Raw genomic sequence first — 16,956 nt, forward strand, 5'->3', positions numbered from 1 at the left:
ATGGTTCACGAAAGAAACGATCCTATCCCCACCGAACACAAGATGTCCGAATTCAGCGCAGTCGACTCAGGCCGTTCGATGCAGGGCGGTCGGATTCTCCTGAGGTGGCGGGTGGATCGGCCCCTGCAGATCCCGCAGTTCCAAACCGGAGGCATTGCGCAGGGTCTTGGTCATCTCGGCGAGGATCGACACTGCAGTCTCCTCCGGTGTCCTCGCGCCGAGATCCAACCCGATCGGTGAGTGCAGACGCCCCAACTCGACGTCGGTGACGCCTCGCTCCTTCAACAGCGCCACCCGACGCTCATGCGTCGCACGACTTCCCATCGCGCCGACGTACGCAGCCGGCGAACGCAGCGCGATCTCGAGCAGGGGGATGTCGAACTTCTCGTCGTGCGTGAGCACGGCCAGGACGGTTTTGTTGTCGATCGGTGCGGTTTCGAGGAACTTGTGTGGCCACATGACGACCAGATCGTGGGCGTCGGGGAAGCGCGCCCGTGTCGCGAAGACCGGCCGTGCGTCCACGACGGTCACGCGATAACCCGCAAAGGCGCCCAACGTACACATCGAGGCCGCGAAGTCGATGGCCCCGAACACGTACATCCGCGGTAGTGGCGCGAAGATCTCGACCAGCAGGTCGTGCTGCGAATCGATGAGAGTTCCCGCCGGCGCGACAAAAGCGACGGACTCACCGGTGTCCATCGTGCGCAGCAGGATGGACACCTCGTCCTCCGTGGCATCCAGATCTCCGCTGCGTCGGCCGTGCTCGACGACGAGGTGCCGTGCCGGTGCTCCCGGACGCACTTCGGTGACCACGACGACGGGCGTATCGGCCTCGATCCGTTCACAAACCTGACCGAACTCGACGAAATCGGCTCCGACGGCCTGGACGAACACTTCGATGGTTCCGCCGCAGGTCAGCCCTACTCCGATGGCGTCGTCGTCGGAGACGCTGAAGACCTCGACGCGACTGGTGCCGTCGGCGAGAACCTCCTGGGCGATCTCGTACAGTGCACTCTCGATACACCCACCCGAGACGCTGCCGACCACCTCGCCGGAGCGTGAGACGGCCATCGAAGCACCGGGCATGCGCGGTGAGGATCGCCAGGTACGGACAACCGTCGCCAGTGCAAAATCCTCGCCGCGGGCGTGCCACTGCGCCAGCTGAGTGGAAATGTCGCGCATCGCCTCGCCTCTCGCTTGCATCGCCGTCCGTAGAGAGTTCACGGTATCGGCCCACCGCAATCCTGCCTGTCACACAATGCGCCTAAATCCGGGCCCTGCAGTTGTGCAATGTCGCCGTCGCATCACCTTGCGCTCTCGACCAGTGTTGTCACCGAGCCCAGCCGAAAGCAGGCCTGACCTTCATTCTTCCCCTCTCCGACGATCACTGCAGCGGCAATTCACGCAGATGGTGCGACGGATCGAGTGGGCGACGTTGCACACCACAGAACCGAGGTTTCCCCCATGGACCAATTGCTCAGCGGTATCAAAGTTCTCGACCTCACCCGTGCTCTCGCGGGGCCTCTGTGCACGTCACTACTCTCGGATTTCGGCGCCGACGTGGTCAAGGTCGAAACCCGTGGCTCCGGCGACAGTTCGCGTCAGTGGCCGCCGTTCGACGGCGATCGAAGCCTCTACTTCGCTTCCGTGAACCGCGGCAAACGGTCGATCGCCATCGACATGCGCAGTGACCGCGGGCGGAAACTGCTTCGCAGCCTGGCCCTCGACGCGGATGTGCTGGTCGAGAACTTCCGTCCGGGAGTACTGGCCGACATGGGGCTCGATCCCGACTCGCTCGAGCAGGAGAATCCCGGGCTCGTCGTGATGAGCATCAGTGGTTTCGGCCCGGTGGGCCCTGACCAGTTCGCGCCCGGACTCGATCAGGTGGCCCAGGGCATGTCCGGGCTGATGTCGGTCACCGGTGCCGGGGAACAGACCCCGATGCGGGTCGGTATCCCCATCATCGACACGGTCTCGGGCATCTACGCGGCACTGGGAATCACGGCGGCACTGGCTTCGCGCGGACGCGACGGTCGTGGGCACCGCGTGCAGACCTCGTTGCTGGAATCCGCGATCTCGATCATGACCTTCCAGGCGCAGGACTACCTGAGCACCGGGCGGGTTTCGACGCCGAACGGCAATACGCACCCGACGATCACGCCGTACGGCGCTTTCGACACTGCCGACTTCCCGATCAACATTGCCACCGGCTCGGACAAGCACTGGATCGCACTGTGCTCGGTACTCGGTGACCCCGAGCTCGCCTTCCGTACCGAATATGCCACGGGTAAAGAACGTTTGGCGCACCGAGACCAACTGACCAAAGAACTCGAGGACCTACTGACCACGAAGGGCGCGGCGCAATGGATCTCCGAGATCCGCGGTGCCGGAATCCCCTGCGGCCCGATCCATTCGATCGATCAGGTGTTCTCCGACCCGCAGGTCGAGGCATTGCAGATGGTCGAGCAGACCCAGAGCGCCGACGGAACGTCGATTCCCGTTGTCCGCGGACCGTTCTGGGTGGACGGCAAGACTCTTCCCGTCAGGAATGCGCCACCCATGACTCTCGGCGGTGACGCCGACGACGTACTCACCGACTTCGGCCTGCGTCCGGAGGAGATCGAGGATCTTCGCGCAAATTCGGTGATCTGACCGCAGCCTAGTAACAGAGCAGACGCTCTGTTACTGTGCGTTCATGCCTCGGCCACGCGTCCACGACCTCGACACCCTGCTCGACGCTGCCGAAAAACTTGCCGCCACTGCCGGACCGAGCGCTGTCACGGTCCGGGCAGTCTCCGACGCCACCGGTGTATCCAACGGGGCGATCTATCACGCATTCGGCTCTCGCAGTGGACTGGTCGGTAGCGCGTGGCTGCGTGCTGCGCGACGATTTCTCGCGCTTCAACAATCGAGAGTGGACGACGCTCTCGCGGACCCGTCGCCGACTTCGGCGGTTTCCGCCGTCGTCGCGGCCGCCGAAGTTCCGGCTGTCTTCGCGCTCGACTACCCACAATCCGCGTTGCTGCTGTTGACGATCCAGCGCGACGAACTGCTCGGCACCGACGTCCCTGCCGACATCGCCGAGCAACTCACACAACTCGACCGGTCTCTGGTCGAGTTGTTCATCCGGTTGTCGACCGCGCTCTGGGGCCGCAAGGACGGCCGAGCCGTCGAGGCAATCGAGGCCTGTGTTGTCGGCCTGCCTACCGGATTACTCATTCATCCCGCCAAACGCGCCGACGGTTGGCGAGTCCCCGACGCCGCAGCACGCGCGCGGTTGGATGCCGCCGTTCGAGCGGTTCTGCATCTCGACCCACCACTGCCCAAGCCACGCAACAGGAAAGGCCAATCATGACCGCAACTCTGCGCTTCGAAGACAAGATCGCCGTTCTCGATCTCGGCGAGGACGAGAATCGATTCTCGCCGGAGTGGCTCGATTCCGTCGACAAGCTACTCGACCAGGCTTTGAGCGAAAGCGCACATGCCCTGGTCACCACGGCGACGGGCAAGTTCTACTCCAACGGACTCGACCTCGGCTGGCTGGGCGCGAACGGCGACAAGGCGAAGTGGTATGTGCAGCAGGTGCAGTCGCTGTTCGCTCGGATGCTGACGTTCCCGATGCCCACCGTCGCGGCGATCAACGGCCACGCCTTCGGAGCCGGCGCCATGCTCGGCATCGCGCACGATTACCGCGTCATGCGCGATGATCGCGGCTACTACTGCTTCCCGGAGGTGGACATCAACATCCCCTTCACCGAAGGAATGGCAGCTCTCATCCAGGCCAAGCTCAGCCCGGCGTCGGCAATCGTCGCCATGACCACGGGGCGGCGATACGGCGGAAGTGACGCATTCGCAGCCGGTTTGGTGGACTTCACCGCATCCGTCGACGCTTTGACCGCCAAGGCCATCGAAATGGTTGCACCGATCGGCCCGAAGAATGCGGGCACACTGGGGGCAATCAAGTCGACGATGTTCGCTTCAGTGGTCACCGCTCTGAACACCGACGGCTAGAAGCGACGGACTGTGTTCTCGCAGAGCCGCTTCCAGATCGTCGGCAACACTTTCGGGATCGCGGCCTTCGGTGCTCAGAACCACGTCGACTCCACTGAGCGTCGGCATCGAACCGGCCAGCAGTTGTGACGCCTCCACCAACTCGTCCAACCCGGCCCAGCCGGTCGGTTCACGCTCGATGATTCTGGTACGCAATGTATCCGGATCGGCCTCGAGGCGCGCCAGCAGGTGCCCCTCGGCGCCGGTCGCGGCCAGCAGGGCGCGCCCGTAGTCGTCGTCTTCGACGGTCGCCGTGAGGAACAGGAGTTCGTACCCCGCTTCCCGGTACGACGCGCACAACATCCCGACGTGTGCGATTGCCCGCTCGGTTCCCAGCGGCGGGTAGCATCGCTCGAGTTCGTCCACCTCGATCATCGCGTTGCTCACCCCGGCCTCGCCGAGTCGATCGTGAAGCGCGGCCAGCACGGAACTCTTCCCCGCGCCCGGCGGGCCTGTCAGCAGCAGTACGAACACGTCCTCCACTATGGCAGAGCCGTAAGCACGTCCAGAACCTTGTGCAGGCGCGGGGCGGCGAGAAGGCTGGAGAAGACAGATTGACGTGTACAACAGGCCTGATCGGAGCACAGCGATGACCACCACGATCACCGAAATCGCGCCGGACATCTACCGACTGTCGACCTTCGTGGACGAAGCGAACCTCACGATGAACCAGTTTCTCGTCGACGGCGAGGAACCCTTGCTCTTCCACACCGGGCAGCGAGCGTTGTTCACCTCGGCTTCCGACGCACTCTCCACGCTGATCGACATCGACCGTCTGAAATGGATCACGTTCGGTCACGTCGAGGCCGACGAATGCGGGTCCATGAACTCCTGGCTTGCGGCGGCCCCCGAAGCGCAAGTTGCACACGGTGCGATGGGGTGCTTCGTCCAGGTCAACGATCTGGCCGATCGGGCGCCACTTCCCTTGCAGGACGGCGACGTACTCGAAACCGGCAGCCGCCGAGTCCGGCACATCGACACCCCACACGTCCCACACGGTTGGGACGCGGGTCTGATGTTCGAGGAGACGACGTCGACGCTGTTCTGCGGAGATCTCTTCACTGCGTTCGGGCACCACCCCGCGACCACCGAGCACGAAATCGTCGGTCCCGCTTTGGAAGCCGAGGACTTGGGCCACGCCACCTGCCTCACCCCGGATCTCGAACCCACGATCCGCGCCCTGGCCGACCTCGAGCCGCGGATTCTGGCGACCATGCATGCACCGACGTACTACGGCGATTGCGTCACCACTCTTCACGACCTTGCCGACTCGTACGCATCACGTTTCGCAGCCGAAACCGAAAAATGGAAGTCAGACTAGAGCTTGCGCCTTCGACGTGATTCGCGCCGCCACGGACAGCGCAACGTGCTCGCGGAACGGTCTCGCCACCACCTGCACCCCGATCGGTAAACCGTTGCGGGAGAGTCCTACCGGAACCACGACCGACGGAAGGCCGAGCACACTGATCGCCCGGCAACTCGCGAGCGCATCCATCCATGTGAGTTTGCGACCGTCCACCTCGAAGCTCTCCACACCGAGCGGCGGAGCGAGCACCGACGCAACCGGCAGGATCAGTGCGTCTCCCATCTCGCCGAGGAATTCGCTGATCAACACCGCGCGATCCGCCCACAGCGCTTCCACCTCGGCGGAACTGCGATCACGGCCTGCCGCAAGCATGGCGGTGATGTCCGCGTCGAAAGCGTGCGCTGAACCTGCTGCGAGAGAGTAGATGTCCGCGTGGGTCTCGACCGATCGCAACGCACCGAAAAGCGCGTTGGCCCGCGACAGGGCCAGACCGTCGTACTCGCTCGCGTCCAGGCTGATCGCCACCGTCCGAACCGCTGACCGGATTTCTTCGTCGACGGGAATCGTTCCCTCGCCGGTGGCCCAGCGGATGTCGAGGTCGTCGACGTCGACCGAATCAGGCTCGCTCCACGAGAAATGCGGCATCGACAGGACGCGCAACGCAAGCGCCGCATCACCGAGGTTGCGGGCCAGTGGGCCGATGGTCTGGATCGTGCCGTGCATCGTCGCAGGGTTGGCGAGTACCCGTCCATCCGAAAGCACGCCTGGATACTGACCTTCCGGATCGACACGTCCGAGCGTCGGGCGAACCGAAGTGAGGCCGGTGCAGTGGGCGGGCCAACGCACCGAGCCACCAAAATCCGTACCGAGTCCGAGCACGCTCATCCCGGCAGCAACCGACGCGGACTCACCGCCACTCGACCCGCCGGGGGACCGGACGACGCCGTCCGGTCGCACCGGACTGGCCGTGGTTCCGAACAGTTCGTTTCGAGTCAGGCCGCACGCGCCGAATTCCGGGGTGTTGGTCTTGCCGATCAGAATCGCACCGGCAGCCTTGAATGCCGCGACGGCCGGGGCGTCGACGGCCGGGACGTTGTCCGCCAGAGTGCGAGAACCGGCAGTGGTGCGCACGCCGGCAGTGGCGATCAGGTCCTTGACCGTGAACGGAACCCCGGCAAGGGGGCCGAGTGTCTCACCGAGAAGGCGTCGCTCGTCCAGGGCATCCGCGGCCGTGCGAGCCTCCTCGGCGCACACGGTGACCAGTGCGTTGAGTTCGTCATTGCATTCGTCGACCCGTGCAAGGTGGTCTTCGACGACGGTCCGCGCCGACGCCTGACCCGACCGCACGGCTTCGGCGATGGATCGGGCATCACGGCCCACCCAGCTCTCACGACTCATCGCACGCCTCTCCTTGCCAGTACCCTCTGCCGAGCCTAAGGACAGCGAGTGAACCGAGAAACGACCACAATGCACATACCGACGGCTCCGGCGATGTGAGGTTTTGCCACAACGTTGGCAGCTCCCGAGGGATCGGTCAGGTGCTGGTATCTACAAACCCTGCCTGATGAATGCTGCAAGCTTCTCGATCTGTTGCTCGTTTCGTTTGTAGTGCCTCCACTGGCCAATTCGTGTGGTGGTCACCAAATCCGCGGCCTGGAGTGCGGCCATGTACTGAGACGCCGTCGATTGCGACACCTTCGCCCTCGCTTGAATGTGCTTGAGGCACACTCCGACCTCCTCGGCAGGCTCGAGCTGAGGGGGAAAGCTCCCGGGGTCTTTCAACCACTGCAGGATTTGCACACGCATCGGGTTGGCCAGCGCCTTGAACGCCGTTTCCCACTCGGTTGTTGCGTCTTCCATGTTCGTGAGCATACCGCTAGATCGCGAAATGCCGATATGTGTGGTTCACTCCCTATATCGCAACATCGCGATATACCAATGGGAGGCTGAAATGGTGCAGCACGACAAAGTGGCACTCGTGGTCGGAGCCCGAGGCGTGATCGGTGGGAACTTGATCGATCACCTCGAGTCGACCGGAGAATGGAAGATCATCGGACTCTCGCGGCGAGGCGGTACGGACACCGACCGGGTCGAACACATCGCAGTCGACCTGCTCGATCCTTACCGGACTGCAGCGGCACTGAGCGGACTGGGCGACGTCACTCACGTCTTCTACGCCGCCTATCAAGACCGCCCGACATGGGCCGAGCTGGTTCCGCCCAACTTGGCGATGCTGGTCAACACTCTCGACGCCATCGAGCCCGTTGCGGGCGGACTCGAGCACGTCAGCCTGATGCAGGGCTACAAGGTTTACGGGGCACACCTCGGACCGTTCAAAACTCCGGCCCGCGAGAGCGATCCACCGCACATGCCACCCGAGTTCAACGTCGACCAACAGCAGTTCCTCGAACGCAGGCAGCTCGGCAAGTCGTGGACATGGTCGGCGATCAGACCCTCGGTCGTCTCCGGATTCGCACTGGGTAACCCGATGAACCTCGCGATGGTCATCGCCGTCTACGCGACCATCTCGAAGAAACTGGGTGTCCCACTCCGATTCCCCGGCAAACCCGGCGCGTACACCAGCTTGATCGAGATGACCGACGCCGGACTCCTGGCCGAAGCGACGGTCTGGGCCGCGACCAACCCCGAGTGCGCAAATCAGGCGTTCAACATCAACAACGGCGACCTGTTCCGCTGGCAGGAGATGTGGCCGAAGATCGCAGCCTTCTTCGACATGGACGTCGCACCTCCGCTCCCGATGTCCCTCGATGTCGCAATGGCGGACAAGGAGTCGGTGTGCGATGAACTCGTCGAGGAACACCAACTTGCTCGGACCCCGTATTCCGATGTCTCGTCCTGGGGGTTCGGTGACTTCGTATTCGGATGGGACTACGACTTTTTCGCTGACGGATCGAAAGCTCGGCGGTTCGGATTTCACCGCCACGTCGACACCGAAGCGATGTTCCTCGACATCTTCGCCAATCTGCAGGCTCGGAAGATAATCCCCTGACTGAAACACGGTCACTCGGATCCTACGAACACTGTCACTGTCGGACCCCACGACTAACGTCGTAGGCGGGGTTTGAAAAGCAGGGGTTTCGGCGAGTCGTCGGTAGGGCCCCATGCGCCCCCCGGACCAGAGGAGCGACGATGTCGGACAATACTTTCGATCTGGAAATCCTGAGTGCCTGGACTACTTTCGAGACTCATCTCGCTCGCTACATCTCCGTGATGGAGGACGACGACACCCTCGTGGTGGAGTCGCATTACGACAGCATGGACGAACTGGCCGACGCACCCGCGTGCATCCAGTTCTTCGCATGGAACCAGACCTCCGTGCGCTGTGAAGTTCCTTCCAACAGGTTTCTGCATCCACTGCGGATGCTCGAACCGGAAGACCATTCAGCGCTGCTCGACATGGGGTTCAACGCTCCCGATCTGTGCGAGCACGTACCCGAGGGCAATGGGTCCATGTCCTTCTACATCGACGTCGACCGCGCTCGTCCCGAGGAACTGGTGACAAAGGTGTTGCGCGTCTTCCGTGAAATGTGGAGCATTGCGCACCCGTCGTTCCTGCGTGCCAGCACCAGTGGGCGCGAGTCGACGCCGGCGTTCGCCACGACGCCGTCTCACGCTCCCTCGGGTTCGGGCGACATGCTGCGGATCCTGGTCGACGGGGCCGTCGAGCGCCTTCTCGGTCATCCGCCCAAGCGTGACGACGACGGCGATATCCCGCTGGTCCGCGGTGAGCAGGTCACCTATGTTCGTGTCCTCGAGGACGACGAGTACGTAGAGGTGTTCTCGCGGGTCGTGCATTCGGTGGAGAACCTCGAGAACGCTGCTGTAATTCTTGCTCAGCTCAATCGGCAATGGCCGACCATCAAGCTCATTCTCGTCGAGCAGAGTGTGCTGGGCGTGGTCCGCGTGGACGGCGCACCCTTCGTCGCCGAGCACCTGCTGCGGGCTCTGCGCTCGTTCGCCGAACTGGCCGAAGCATCCGACGAACTCGCCGAAGAACTGGGCGGGCAACCCATCCGCGCAACCGGAGACACCGCCTTCAACGACGGCATGGCCTCCGAGCACGAAGATCCCGGTGCCGAATACGAGTCACACGAGTGCCACGAATTTCCGCCGGCTCTCATGGCGCTCCTCGAACTCGACGCAGACGGAACGGGCGAGCTCAGCGCCGAAGAGGTTGCCGTGATCTGTGAGCACGACCGCGACACCATTCTCGACTACCTGCGGATCAGCCAGGAGCAGGAGACTGCCTGGCACGAGGCGTTGACCGAGTCCATCCGCCGCAAGGACGACGACACCGACCTGTGTGCGGGCGAGAAGCGCGCGTGGACGCACGCGATCCGCAACCTCAGGCGCGGACTGCGCGTCGTCGTACTGCCCGCCAAAGATGCAGCGCCCACCCAACTCGGTCTCTTCGACGATCAGGCCTGAGAACCGGAAATCGAGCGCTGCTTGTCAGCCCGGTAGTGGGATGACGATGCCCGGCAGGATCTCGATCTGACGCGGCAACTGGGGGAGCGGCGGCACTTCGATCGGCGGTAGGCCGGGCACCTCGATGGGCGCCGGGGGAGCGACCGCGCCCGTCGTGGGCGTGCCCGTCCCGTCCCCCGAGGTCACACCGGAGTTCGCGGGAACGCCGGCCTGCCCGCCGATGGGGTCCGGCCACGGGAAGCTCTCCCAGTCGGATCCCTTCAGCGCGCCGTCCATCGTGCTCTTCCAGATGTCCGCAGGCACTCCGGAGCCGTAGATCAAACCACCGTAGGAGTTGGTGATGGCCTGAGCGTCGGAAGTTCCGATCCACACCGCGGTGGACAGCGACGGCGTGTAACCGACCATCCACGCATCCTTGTTCTGGCCCGTGTCACCCAACTGCGCGGTACCGGTCTTGGCTGCAGACGGGCGTCCACCGGCAAGCGCGTGACCGTTCGAGTACGACGCGATCGGGAGCATTGCCTGCGTGACGTTGTCGGCAACGGCAGCATCGAGACGACGCTCACCGGGAGAGACCGGGCGATCGAGCAGGACTTCACCTTCGGCCGTCACGACCTTCTGGATGAAGTGCGGCTGCTGGTACACACCGGAATTGGCGAGCGTCGCGTAAGCGGACGCCATGTCGATAACGCGAGACTGATACTGGCCGAGCACGATTCCGTTCTCCGGCGGACCACCCTCCTGTGTGAGCGTCGGGTAGTCGAGTCCGGGAATGTGCTCGGGGATGCCGGCCAGGTGGGCGGCGTCGGCGATCTTCTGGGGACCGTTCTCCATCGAGAGCATCAACCGGTAGAAGCTGGTGTTCAGCGAACGCTTGAGTGCCTCGGCGATGGTGCATCGACCACAGGATTCGCCGCCGACGTTTCCGATGGTCACGCCGTTGATCGTGAGCGGTGAACTGTCGAACCGTGCGGACAGCGGAATGTCTTCCATCAATGCTGCGACCAGACCGAAGACCTTGAACGCTGAACCGGTCTGCAGCGGCGCCTGGGCGTAGTCGAAGCCGGCTCCGTCGTCACCGCCGTAATAGGCGTCGACGCCACCGGTCTTGGGGTCGATGGACACTACTGCGGTCCGCAGGTCTTCCGGCTCGCCCTCGAGATTCCGCCTGACGGCGTTCAGCGCAGCTTCCTGCGCAACCGGGTCGATGGTCGTCGTGATCTGCAGACCAGCGGTGTTCAGCGTCTGATCGCTGATACCGGCCTCGGCCAGTTCCTTGAGTACCTGGGTCTTGATGTGGCCTTCGGGTCCTGGCGCCTGGTTCAGATCGGTCGGCCGATTGGCGGGGGCGACGACCGGGAACTGCATCGCGTCGCGATCCGTCTTGGTCAGGCTGCCCAGTTCCACCATGCCGTTGAGAACGTAGTCCCAGCGCGCTTGCAGCGCGGACAGATTGGTCTCGGGGTCCAGGAACGACGGGCTCTGGATGACGGACGCGAGAACTGCGCCTTCCTCGACACTCAGCTCACTGACCGGCTTGTCGAAGTACGCGTTCGACGCGGCGGCGATGCCGTACGCACCGCGACCGAAGTAGATGGTGTTGAGATACGCGGCAAGAATGTCGTCCTTGGACCATTCGCGCGCCATCTTGGCGGAGATGACGAGCTCACGCAGCTTCCTGTCGATACTGCGCTTGTCACCGACCAAGACGTTCTTCACGTATTGCTGAGTGATCGTCGAGCCACCGCCGGCGCTTTCCTTGCCCATCACGTTGTCGCGGGCAGCGCGAGCAAATCCGGAGATCGAGAACCCGGGGTTGGTGTAGAAGTTACGATCCTCCGCCGAGAGCACCGAATCGCGGACGTGAATCGGGATGGCCGACAACGCGACCTCGGTGCGGTTTCCCTCCGCCGGCACTACCTTGCCGAGCACGGTCGTGCCGTCGGCCATGTAGATGGTGGACACCTGATTGGTCTGCATGTCAGAGGGGCGCGGGACGTCGGTCCGGCTGTACGCGACAGCAAAAACCGACGCGGGCACGATGACCATCAGGAGCACGAGCACGTAGATGGTCCGCCGGACGAACCGCCACTTCGAGCGCTGCTTTTTCGCGGGCTTGGCCGACTTGTTCGACCGGGGCGAATTAGCCGACTTGCCCGATCGCGCCGACGACTGATCGCCACCCGTCGCACTCGATCTGTTCGATGGACTCACTCAACACTCCCGGTCGTGGATCCGGACTTACCGGCACCATTCCACCAGGGTGATATCTCGATCAGATAACTCCCGGCAACTGCGATACCGAAATGTCACCCTACCGGGCTGGCTACTCGCGACGTTCTGCTCGGACCGCGTTCCGATATCCGCGGAACGCCAGCCCGAGAGCGACGACGCAACCGAGCAGCACCAAAGACGGCATCACGCCGGGGTCTCCCTTGACGATCGCGACCACAGCGCCGATCAACGCCATGAGGGCGAAGACCGAGATGAAGCCGGCAATCAGCTCCATACGCTGGGCGCGCGAAGCCCGCCTCATCGAAACCGTGCGCAAGCGCGCATCACGACTTGACGCCGCCTGCGGTCAGACCGGCGATGATGCGTCGCTGGAAGATGAGAACCATGATGACCAGCGGGACCATCACGAGGGTTCCGCCGGCCATGATCGAGGTGTACGGCGTGACGAATGGGTCCGTTCCGGAGAACTTGGCCATCGCCACGGTGACGGGTGCGGTCTTGTCACTCGAGAGTTGGAGCGAGAGCAGGTACTCGTTGACCGTTGCGATGAAGGCGAGGATCGCGGTGGTGAACAGTGCCGGCGCGGCGAGCGGAAGCATGATCAGACGGAAGGCCTGGCCACGGGTGGCGCCGTCGATACGCGCCGCCTCCTCGAGCTCCCACGGAAGTTCGGAGAAGAACGACGTCAGCGTGTAGACCGTCAGCGGCAGCACGAACGAGATGTTCGGGATGATCAGCGCTTTGTAGCTGCCGATCCAGCCGATGTCGGTGAACAACTGGAACAGCGGGGTCACGAGGGCGACGACCGGAAACATGGACGCGCCGAGGATGATTCCGGTGACGAAGTATTTGCCACGGAAATCGAAACGCGAGAGCGCGTACGCCGTGAACACGCCGATGACCAAGGCGATCAGCGTGGTCGCGCCCGCGATGATGAGGCTGTTCATCAGTGCACGGGTGAAGTTCACCTTGGCATCGGGATCGAGCGCCGCGGTGAAGTTGGACAGCGTGAGATTGGTGGGCCACAGCGACGTCGAGAACGTGTCCGCGGGGTCGCGCAGCGCCGTCACGATCATCCAGTAGCAGGGAGCGAGTCCCCACACGATGATCAGTACGACGCCGATGTAGGTGCCGATCTTGCCGCGTAGTGCCTTGTTCATACCGGCTCCCCCTTCCGCTGCTTTTCCTGCGTGCTGACCGCATTGGCTCCGAGGAATCGGACCAGGATGAAGGCCACAGCGAAGATGATGAGGAACGTGATGGTGGACAGTGCCGACGCCGAATTGGCGCCGACGCGCATCTGATCGACCACCAGAACCGAGATGGTGGAGGTGGCGGGATTGGATCCCATCATGATCGCGGGCAGGTCGTACATGCGCAGCGCGTCCATCGTGCGGAAGAGCACCGCCACCATGAGTGCGGGCTTGACCAGCGGAAGCGTGATCATGCGGAACCGCTGCCACGCCGTCGCACCGTCGACCTTGGCGGCCTCGTAGACGTCGGCGGGAATCATCTGAAGACCCGCGAGGATCAGCAACGCCATGAACGGCGCGGTCTTCCAGACGTCGGCGACGACGATCGCGAATCGCGCCGGCCAGGGGTCCGCCGTCCACAGGATGTTGGTGCCGAGGATCTTGTTGGCAATGCCGTCGTTGGCGAAGATGAAGAACCAGAGCTTCGCGGTGACGGCGGTGGGGATGGCCCAGGGAATCAGCACGGAAGCGCGGAGCAAACCGCGTCCGCGGAACGTCTTGGCCATGATCAACGCCATCGACAGACCGATCACCGTCTCGAGCAGGACGGTGACGACGGTGAAGCCGAACGTATTTCCGATCGACTGCCAGAACTGCGATCCGAGTGTGCCGGGCGGGCAGGGAATCGAGCCGTTGGCGGTGTTGCAGGACTGGGTGATCCAGTTCTTGTAGTTGTCGAACCACGTGAACTGACCGGTGACGAACATGCCGGTCTCGGGATCGAGCTTCTTGCCGTCGCTGTGCATCGACATCCAGATCGCTCGTCCGAGCGGATACAGAATGATGACGGCGAGAACGATCAGCGACGGTGCGACGAACGCCCACACCGGAACTCGTCGACGCTTCTTCGGCTTGTCCGCCGACGCAGGCGGGGGCGAGGTCGGCGGGGGTGGAGTAGCTGCAAGGTCAGGCAGAACCTTGGTCAGGGATGTCCCTGCTGCCTCGGATGCCGACGGCTCTTCTAGCGGTTCCGGTGCACGGTGTCTCCCACCAACGCCCGAACGGTCGGGACCGGTTGAACCGGCCCCGACCGTGGGGTTGGTAGGCACAGCCGCGGAAGGATCCTGCGGTTCTGCCATTGCTTATTGCTCCTGGTAGATCAGTTACCGGCGGTTTCGATGCCGGCCTTGGTGTCCGCCAAAGCCTGCTCGACGGTCTTCTCGCCGCGAATAGCAGCGTAGGTGTTGTCGGAGATCGACTTCGACACCTGCGTGTAGTACGGCGTGACGGGGCGCGGCTGAGCGGTGGCGAGTGCTTCCTTCAGGGTCGCGAAGTACGGGAACTGAGCGAGCACTGCCGGATCGTCGTAGACAGCCGAGAGGACGGGTGCGCCGCCGACCTCGGTGAAGTACGTCTGCGACTTCTTGGTCTGCATGAACTCGAGGAAGTCACGAGCCGTGGCGGGTGCGTCCGAGTACGCGCTGATGCCGACGTTGTAGCCGCCGACGGTCGAAGCGCCCGGTCCGTCGACACCCGGAAGAACGGTGTAGCCGTACTTGCCGGCAACCGAGGTCTTCTCACCGTCGACCGAGAAGCCGGACCACGTACGCATGAAGAGTGCCTTGCCGTCGCCGAACGCGGTCTGCGACTCGCCCTCGGAGTAGGTCAGCGCTTCCTGCGGGATCGTGTTGTCGGCGAAGTTGTCGACGATCGACTGAACGCCTGCCTTCGTCTTGTCGTCGATGGCCGGGGTGAGTCCGTCCGGGCCGACCCACGGTCCGTCGAAGGCGTTGGTGATCTCGGTGGTGTTGACCGTCAGGCCCTCGTAGTTCTTGAACTGACCGATGTAGCAGGAGATGCCGGCTTCGACAGCCTTCGGGCAGTTTTCCTTGAGCTCGGCCCACGTGGTGGGGGCCTTCTCGACGAGGTCCTTGCGGTAGTACAGGAACGCTGCGTTGGTGTTCTTCGGCGCTGCGTAGAGCTTGCCGTTGTAGGTGCCCGAAGCGACGGTCGACGGCAGGAGGCCGGACTCGTCGATCGCGAGGTCACCCTCGAGCGGCAGCAGCCAACCGTTTGCGGCGAACTGGGCGGTGTTGACGACGTCGACGCCGATGAGGTCGTACTCGTCGCTCTTGGCCTGCATGCGCTGGGTGATGTCGTCGACCTGCGCGTTGGCTTCCTTCGCCAGCGGCTTGAGCGTGACCTTCTCGTCCGGATGCTCGGCATTCCAGTCGGAGATGATGTTTTCGAGCGCCTCGTTCAGGGCATCCTGCCCCTCGACGATCGTGATGGGTCCGCGGCCTTCGCTCGAGGACGATCCCCCGGATGCGGCCGTGGTGCTGGTTCCGCTGTCCTTGTCCGAATCGGACGAACAGCCTGCCAGTACCAGCATGGACGCTGCCGTGGCTGCAATTGCAGCGCGGCGCATCGCCTTCGAGTTCAGAACCATGGATTCGCTCCCCGTATGTGTATGACAAATAGACGGTCACCGAGAGCCTGCTCACGGCATGCGCCATGAGTGCCGGCTCCCGGCATCGGCCCCTACTGTGGCACGAGACACCCCTACTTGTGGGTATTACGCCGAACCTGAATCGGTCATGTGTCGTTTGACAGGTCCACCTAACCCAGGCGACGCCCGTCGGTGGTGGCAAAAATGTGCACCTTCTCGGGGTCGACGCGCAGGTTGACGCGCTCGCCCTTCTGCGGCGGATTGCGCCAGTCACCACGCGAGACGATCTGCTGCAACCGTCCGCCGATCGTGGTCCGGCCGTAGACGTAGGCGTCCGAGCCCAGTTCCTCGACGACGTCGACCTCCATCGGCAGGCCTTCGGCGGCGATCTCGAGGTGCTCGGGGCGAATACCCAGAACAACCTCGGTTTCGACGACGCCGTTCATCGTCTCGCGCGGAACCGGAACGATCCCGTCACCGAATGCGACGCCGCCGTCGACGACGGGGAGGGTGAAGAGGTTCATCGCGGGTGAACCCATGAAGCCGGCGACGAAGACGTTCTTCGGCTTGTTGTACAGCTCGCGCGGCGAGGCGCACTGCTGCAGGATTCCCTTTTCGAGGACGGCGACGCGGTCACCCATCGTCATGGCCTCGACCTGGTCGTGGGTCACGTAAACCATCGTCGTCGCGAGGCGTCGTTGCAGCTGAGCGATCTGCGTACGTGTCTGCACACGGAGTTTTGCGTCGAGGTTCGAGAGCGGCTCGTCCATCAGGAAGACCTGCGGCTGGCGGACGATGGCGCGGCCCATCGCCACTCGCTGACGCTGGCCACCGGACAGCGCTTTGGGCTTGCGATCGAGGTACGGCTCGAGATCGAGCATCTTCGCGACCTCTTCGACGCGGGCGCGGATCTCCGTCTTGTTGGTTCCGGCGAGCTTGAGCGCAAAACCCATGTTCTCGGCCACCGACATGTGCGGGTACAGCGCGTAGTTCTGGAAGACCATCGCGATGTCGCGCTCTTTCGGCTCCTGACCGGTGACGTCGCGGTCGCCGATGAGGATGCGTCCGCTGTGGACGTCTTCGAGCCCGGCGAGCATGCGCAGGGTGGTCGACTTTCCGCAGCCGGAGGGTCCGACGAGGACGAGGAACTCGCCGTCCTCGATCTCGAGGTCGAGCTTGTCCACTGCCGGAGTGTTCGATCCGGGGAACAGGCAGGTGGTGCTCTCGAAAGTCACTGAAGCCATGACGGGGTTGATCCCTTCTACCGGCAGGAA

General features: G+C 63.5%; 16 protein-coding genes. 6 read left to right on the forward strand and 10 right to left on the reverse strand.

The genetic code is table 11. From position 1 onward, the window contains the following. Positions 1–66: 66 nt before the first annotated feature. A complete protein-coding gene (locus tag AC1Q6C_RS09195) occupies positions 67–1,182 on the reverse strand; it encodes an XdhC family protein (RefSeq protein ID WP_054187262.1) in 1,116 nt (371 codons plus the stop codon). A gap of 282 nt (positions 1,183–1,464) precedes the next feature. Here AC1Q6C_RS09195 and AC1Q6C_RS09200 point away from each other — a divergent pair, with 282 nt between their 5' ends. The 3 genes from AC1Q6C_RS09200 to AC1Q6C_RS09210 are packed head-to-tail and all read left to right on the forward strand — an operon-like array spanning position 1,465 to position 4,011. Further along, complete coding sequence (locus AC1Q6C_RS09200; protein WP_003946016.1) at positions 1,465–2,652, forward strand: CaiB/BaiF CoA transferase family protein; 1,188 nt, start codon at positions 1,465–1,467, stop codon at positions 2,650–2,652. A 43-nt stretch (positions 2,653–2,695) separates the two neighbouring features. Next, on the forward strand, positions 2,696–3,355 hold the full coding sequence (locus tag AC1Q6C_RS09205) for a TetR/AcrR family transcriptional regulator (RefSeq protein ID WP_003946066.1): 660 nt from the start codon (positions 2,696–2,698) through the stop codon (positions 3,353–3,355). Then, on the forward strand, positions 3,352–4,011 hold the full coding sequence (locus tag AC1Q6C_RS09210; protein ID WP_219468321.1) for an enoyl-CoA hydratase-related protein: 660 nt from the start codon (positions 3,352–3,354) through the stop codon (positions 4,009–4,011). Before AC1Q6C_RS09205 ends, AC1Q6C_RS09210 begins: the two co-directional genes overlap by 4 nt. On the opposite strand, the gene AC1Q6C_RS09215 is transcribed toward AC1Q6C_RS09210, so the two are convergent. Continuing rightward, complete coding sequence (locus AC1Q6C_RS09215; protein WP_492666539.1) at positions 3,979–4,524, reverse strand: ATP-binding protein; 546 nt, start codon at positions 4,522–4,524, stop codon at positions 3,979–3,981. The genes AC1Q6C_RS09210 and AC1Q6C_RS09215 overlap by 33 nt on opposite strands. 115 nt (positions 4,525–4,639) lie before the next feature. On the opposite strand from AC1Q6C_RS09215, the gene AC1Q6C_RS09220 reads away from it, so the two are divergent. Then, the gene (locus AC1Q6C_RS09220; RefSeq protein ID WP_064689030.1) at positions 4,640–5,371 is read left to right on the forward strand and encodes an oxygen-binding di-iron domain-containing protein; all 732 of its coding nucleotides are present in this window, start codon (positions 4,640–4,642) and stop codon (positions 5,369–5,371) included. Here AC1Q6C_RS09220 and AC1Q6C_RS09225 read toward each other — a convergent pair. Beyond that, positions 5,363–6,754: an amidase gene (locus AC1Q6C_RS09225; RefSeq protein ID WP_492666540.1), complete on the reverse strand. Its 1,392-nt coding sequence runs from the start codon at positions 6,752–6,754 to the stop codon at positions 5,363–5,365. The genes AC1Q6C_RS09220 and AC1Q6C_RS09225 overlap by 9 nt on opposite strands. A 150-nt stretch (positions 6,755–6,904) precedes the next feature. After that, complete coding sequence (locus AC1Q6C_RS09230; RefSeq protein WP_007735219.1) at positions 6,905–7,216, reverse strand: ArsR/SmtB family transcription factor; 312 nt, start codon at positions 7,214–7,216, stop codon at positions 6,905–6,907. Positions 7,217–7,307: 91 nt separating this feature from the next. On the opposite strand from AC1Q6C_RS09230, the gene AC1Q6C_RS09235 reads away from it, so the two are divergent. Continuing rightward, the gene (locus tag AC1Q6C_RS09235) at positions 7,308–8,366 is read left to right on the forward strand and encodes an SDR family oxidoreductase (protein WP_492666541.1); all 1,059 of its coding nucleotides are present in this window, start codon (positions 7,308–7,310) and stop codon (positions 8,364–8,366) included. A 140-nt stretch (positions 8,367–8,506) separates the two neighbouring features. Beyond that, positions 8,507–9,805, forward strand: coding sequence for a T3SS (YopN, CesT) and YbjN peptide-binding chaperone 1 (locus AC1Q6C_RS09240; RefSeq protein WP_118605734.1), 1,299 nt, complete (start codon positions 8,507–8,509; stop codon positions 9,803–9,805). Positions 9,806–9,829: 24 nt separating this feature from the next. On the opposite strand, the gene AC1Q6C_RS09245 is transcribed toward AC1Q6C_RS09240, so the two are convergent. The 6 genes from AC1Q6C_RS09245 to AC1Q6C_RS09270 form a co-directional block, all read right to left on the reverse strand. Beyond that, positions 9,830–12,019 (reverse strand): transglycosylase domain-containing protein, encoded by a 2,190-nt coding sequence (locus tag AC1Q6C_RS09245; protein ID WP_158171299.1) that lies wholly within the window; start codon positions 12,017–12,019, stop codon positions 9,830–9,832. A 112-nt stretch (positions 12,020–12,131) separates the two neighbouring features. After that, positions 12,132–12,341 carry a hypothetical protein gene (locus AC1Q6C_RS09250; RefSeq protein WP_019746112.1) on the reverse strand — a complete coding sequence of 70 codons (210 nt, stop codon included), beginning with the start codon at positions 12,339–12,341 and terminating at the stop codon, positions 12,132–12,134. A 22-nt stretch (positions 12,342–12,363) separates the two neighbouring features. Continuing rightward, the gene (locus tag AC1Q6C_RS09255) at positions 12,364–13,200 is read right to left on the reverse strand and encodes a carbohydrate ABC transporter permease (RefSeq protein WP_003946046.1); all 837 of its coding nucleotides are present in this window, start codon (positions 13,198–13,200) and stop codon (positions 12,364–12,366) included. Next, positions 13,197–14,372, reverse strand: a complete 1,176-nt coding sequence (locus AC1Q6C_RS09260; RefSeq protein ID WP_007735224.1) for a carbohydrate ABC transporter permease — start codon at positions 14,370–14,372, stop codon at positions 13,197–13,199. Before AC1Q6C_RS09260 ends, AC1Q6C_RS09255 begins: the two co-directional genes overlap by 4 nt. Before the next feature lie 20 nt (positions 14,373–14,392). After that, entirely contained in the window at positions 14,393–15,682 is a 1,290-nt protein-coding gene (locus AC1Q6C_RS09265) for an ABC transporter substrate-binding protein (RefSeq protein WP_007735225.1), read from the reverse strand. A gap of 170 nt (positions 15,683–15,852) precedes the next feature. Next, complete coding sequence (locus AC1Q6C_RS09270) at positions 15,853–16,926, reverse strand: ABC transporter ATP-binding protein (RefSeq protein WP_003946073.1); 1,074 nt, start codon at positions 16,924–16,926, stop codon at positions 15,853–15,855. Positions 16,927–16,956: the final 30 nt, after the last annotated feature.

This window comes from Rhodococcus sp. MT28 (genome assembly GCF_058792695.1).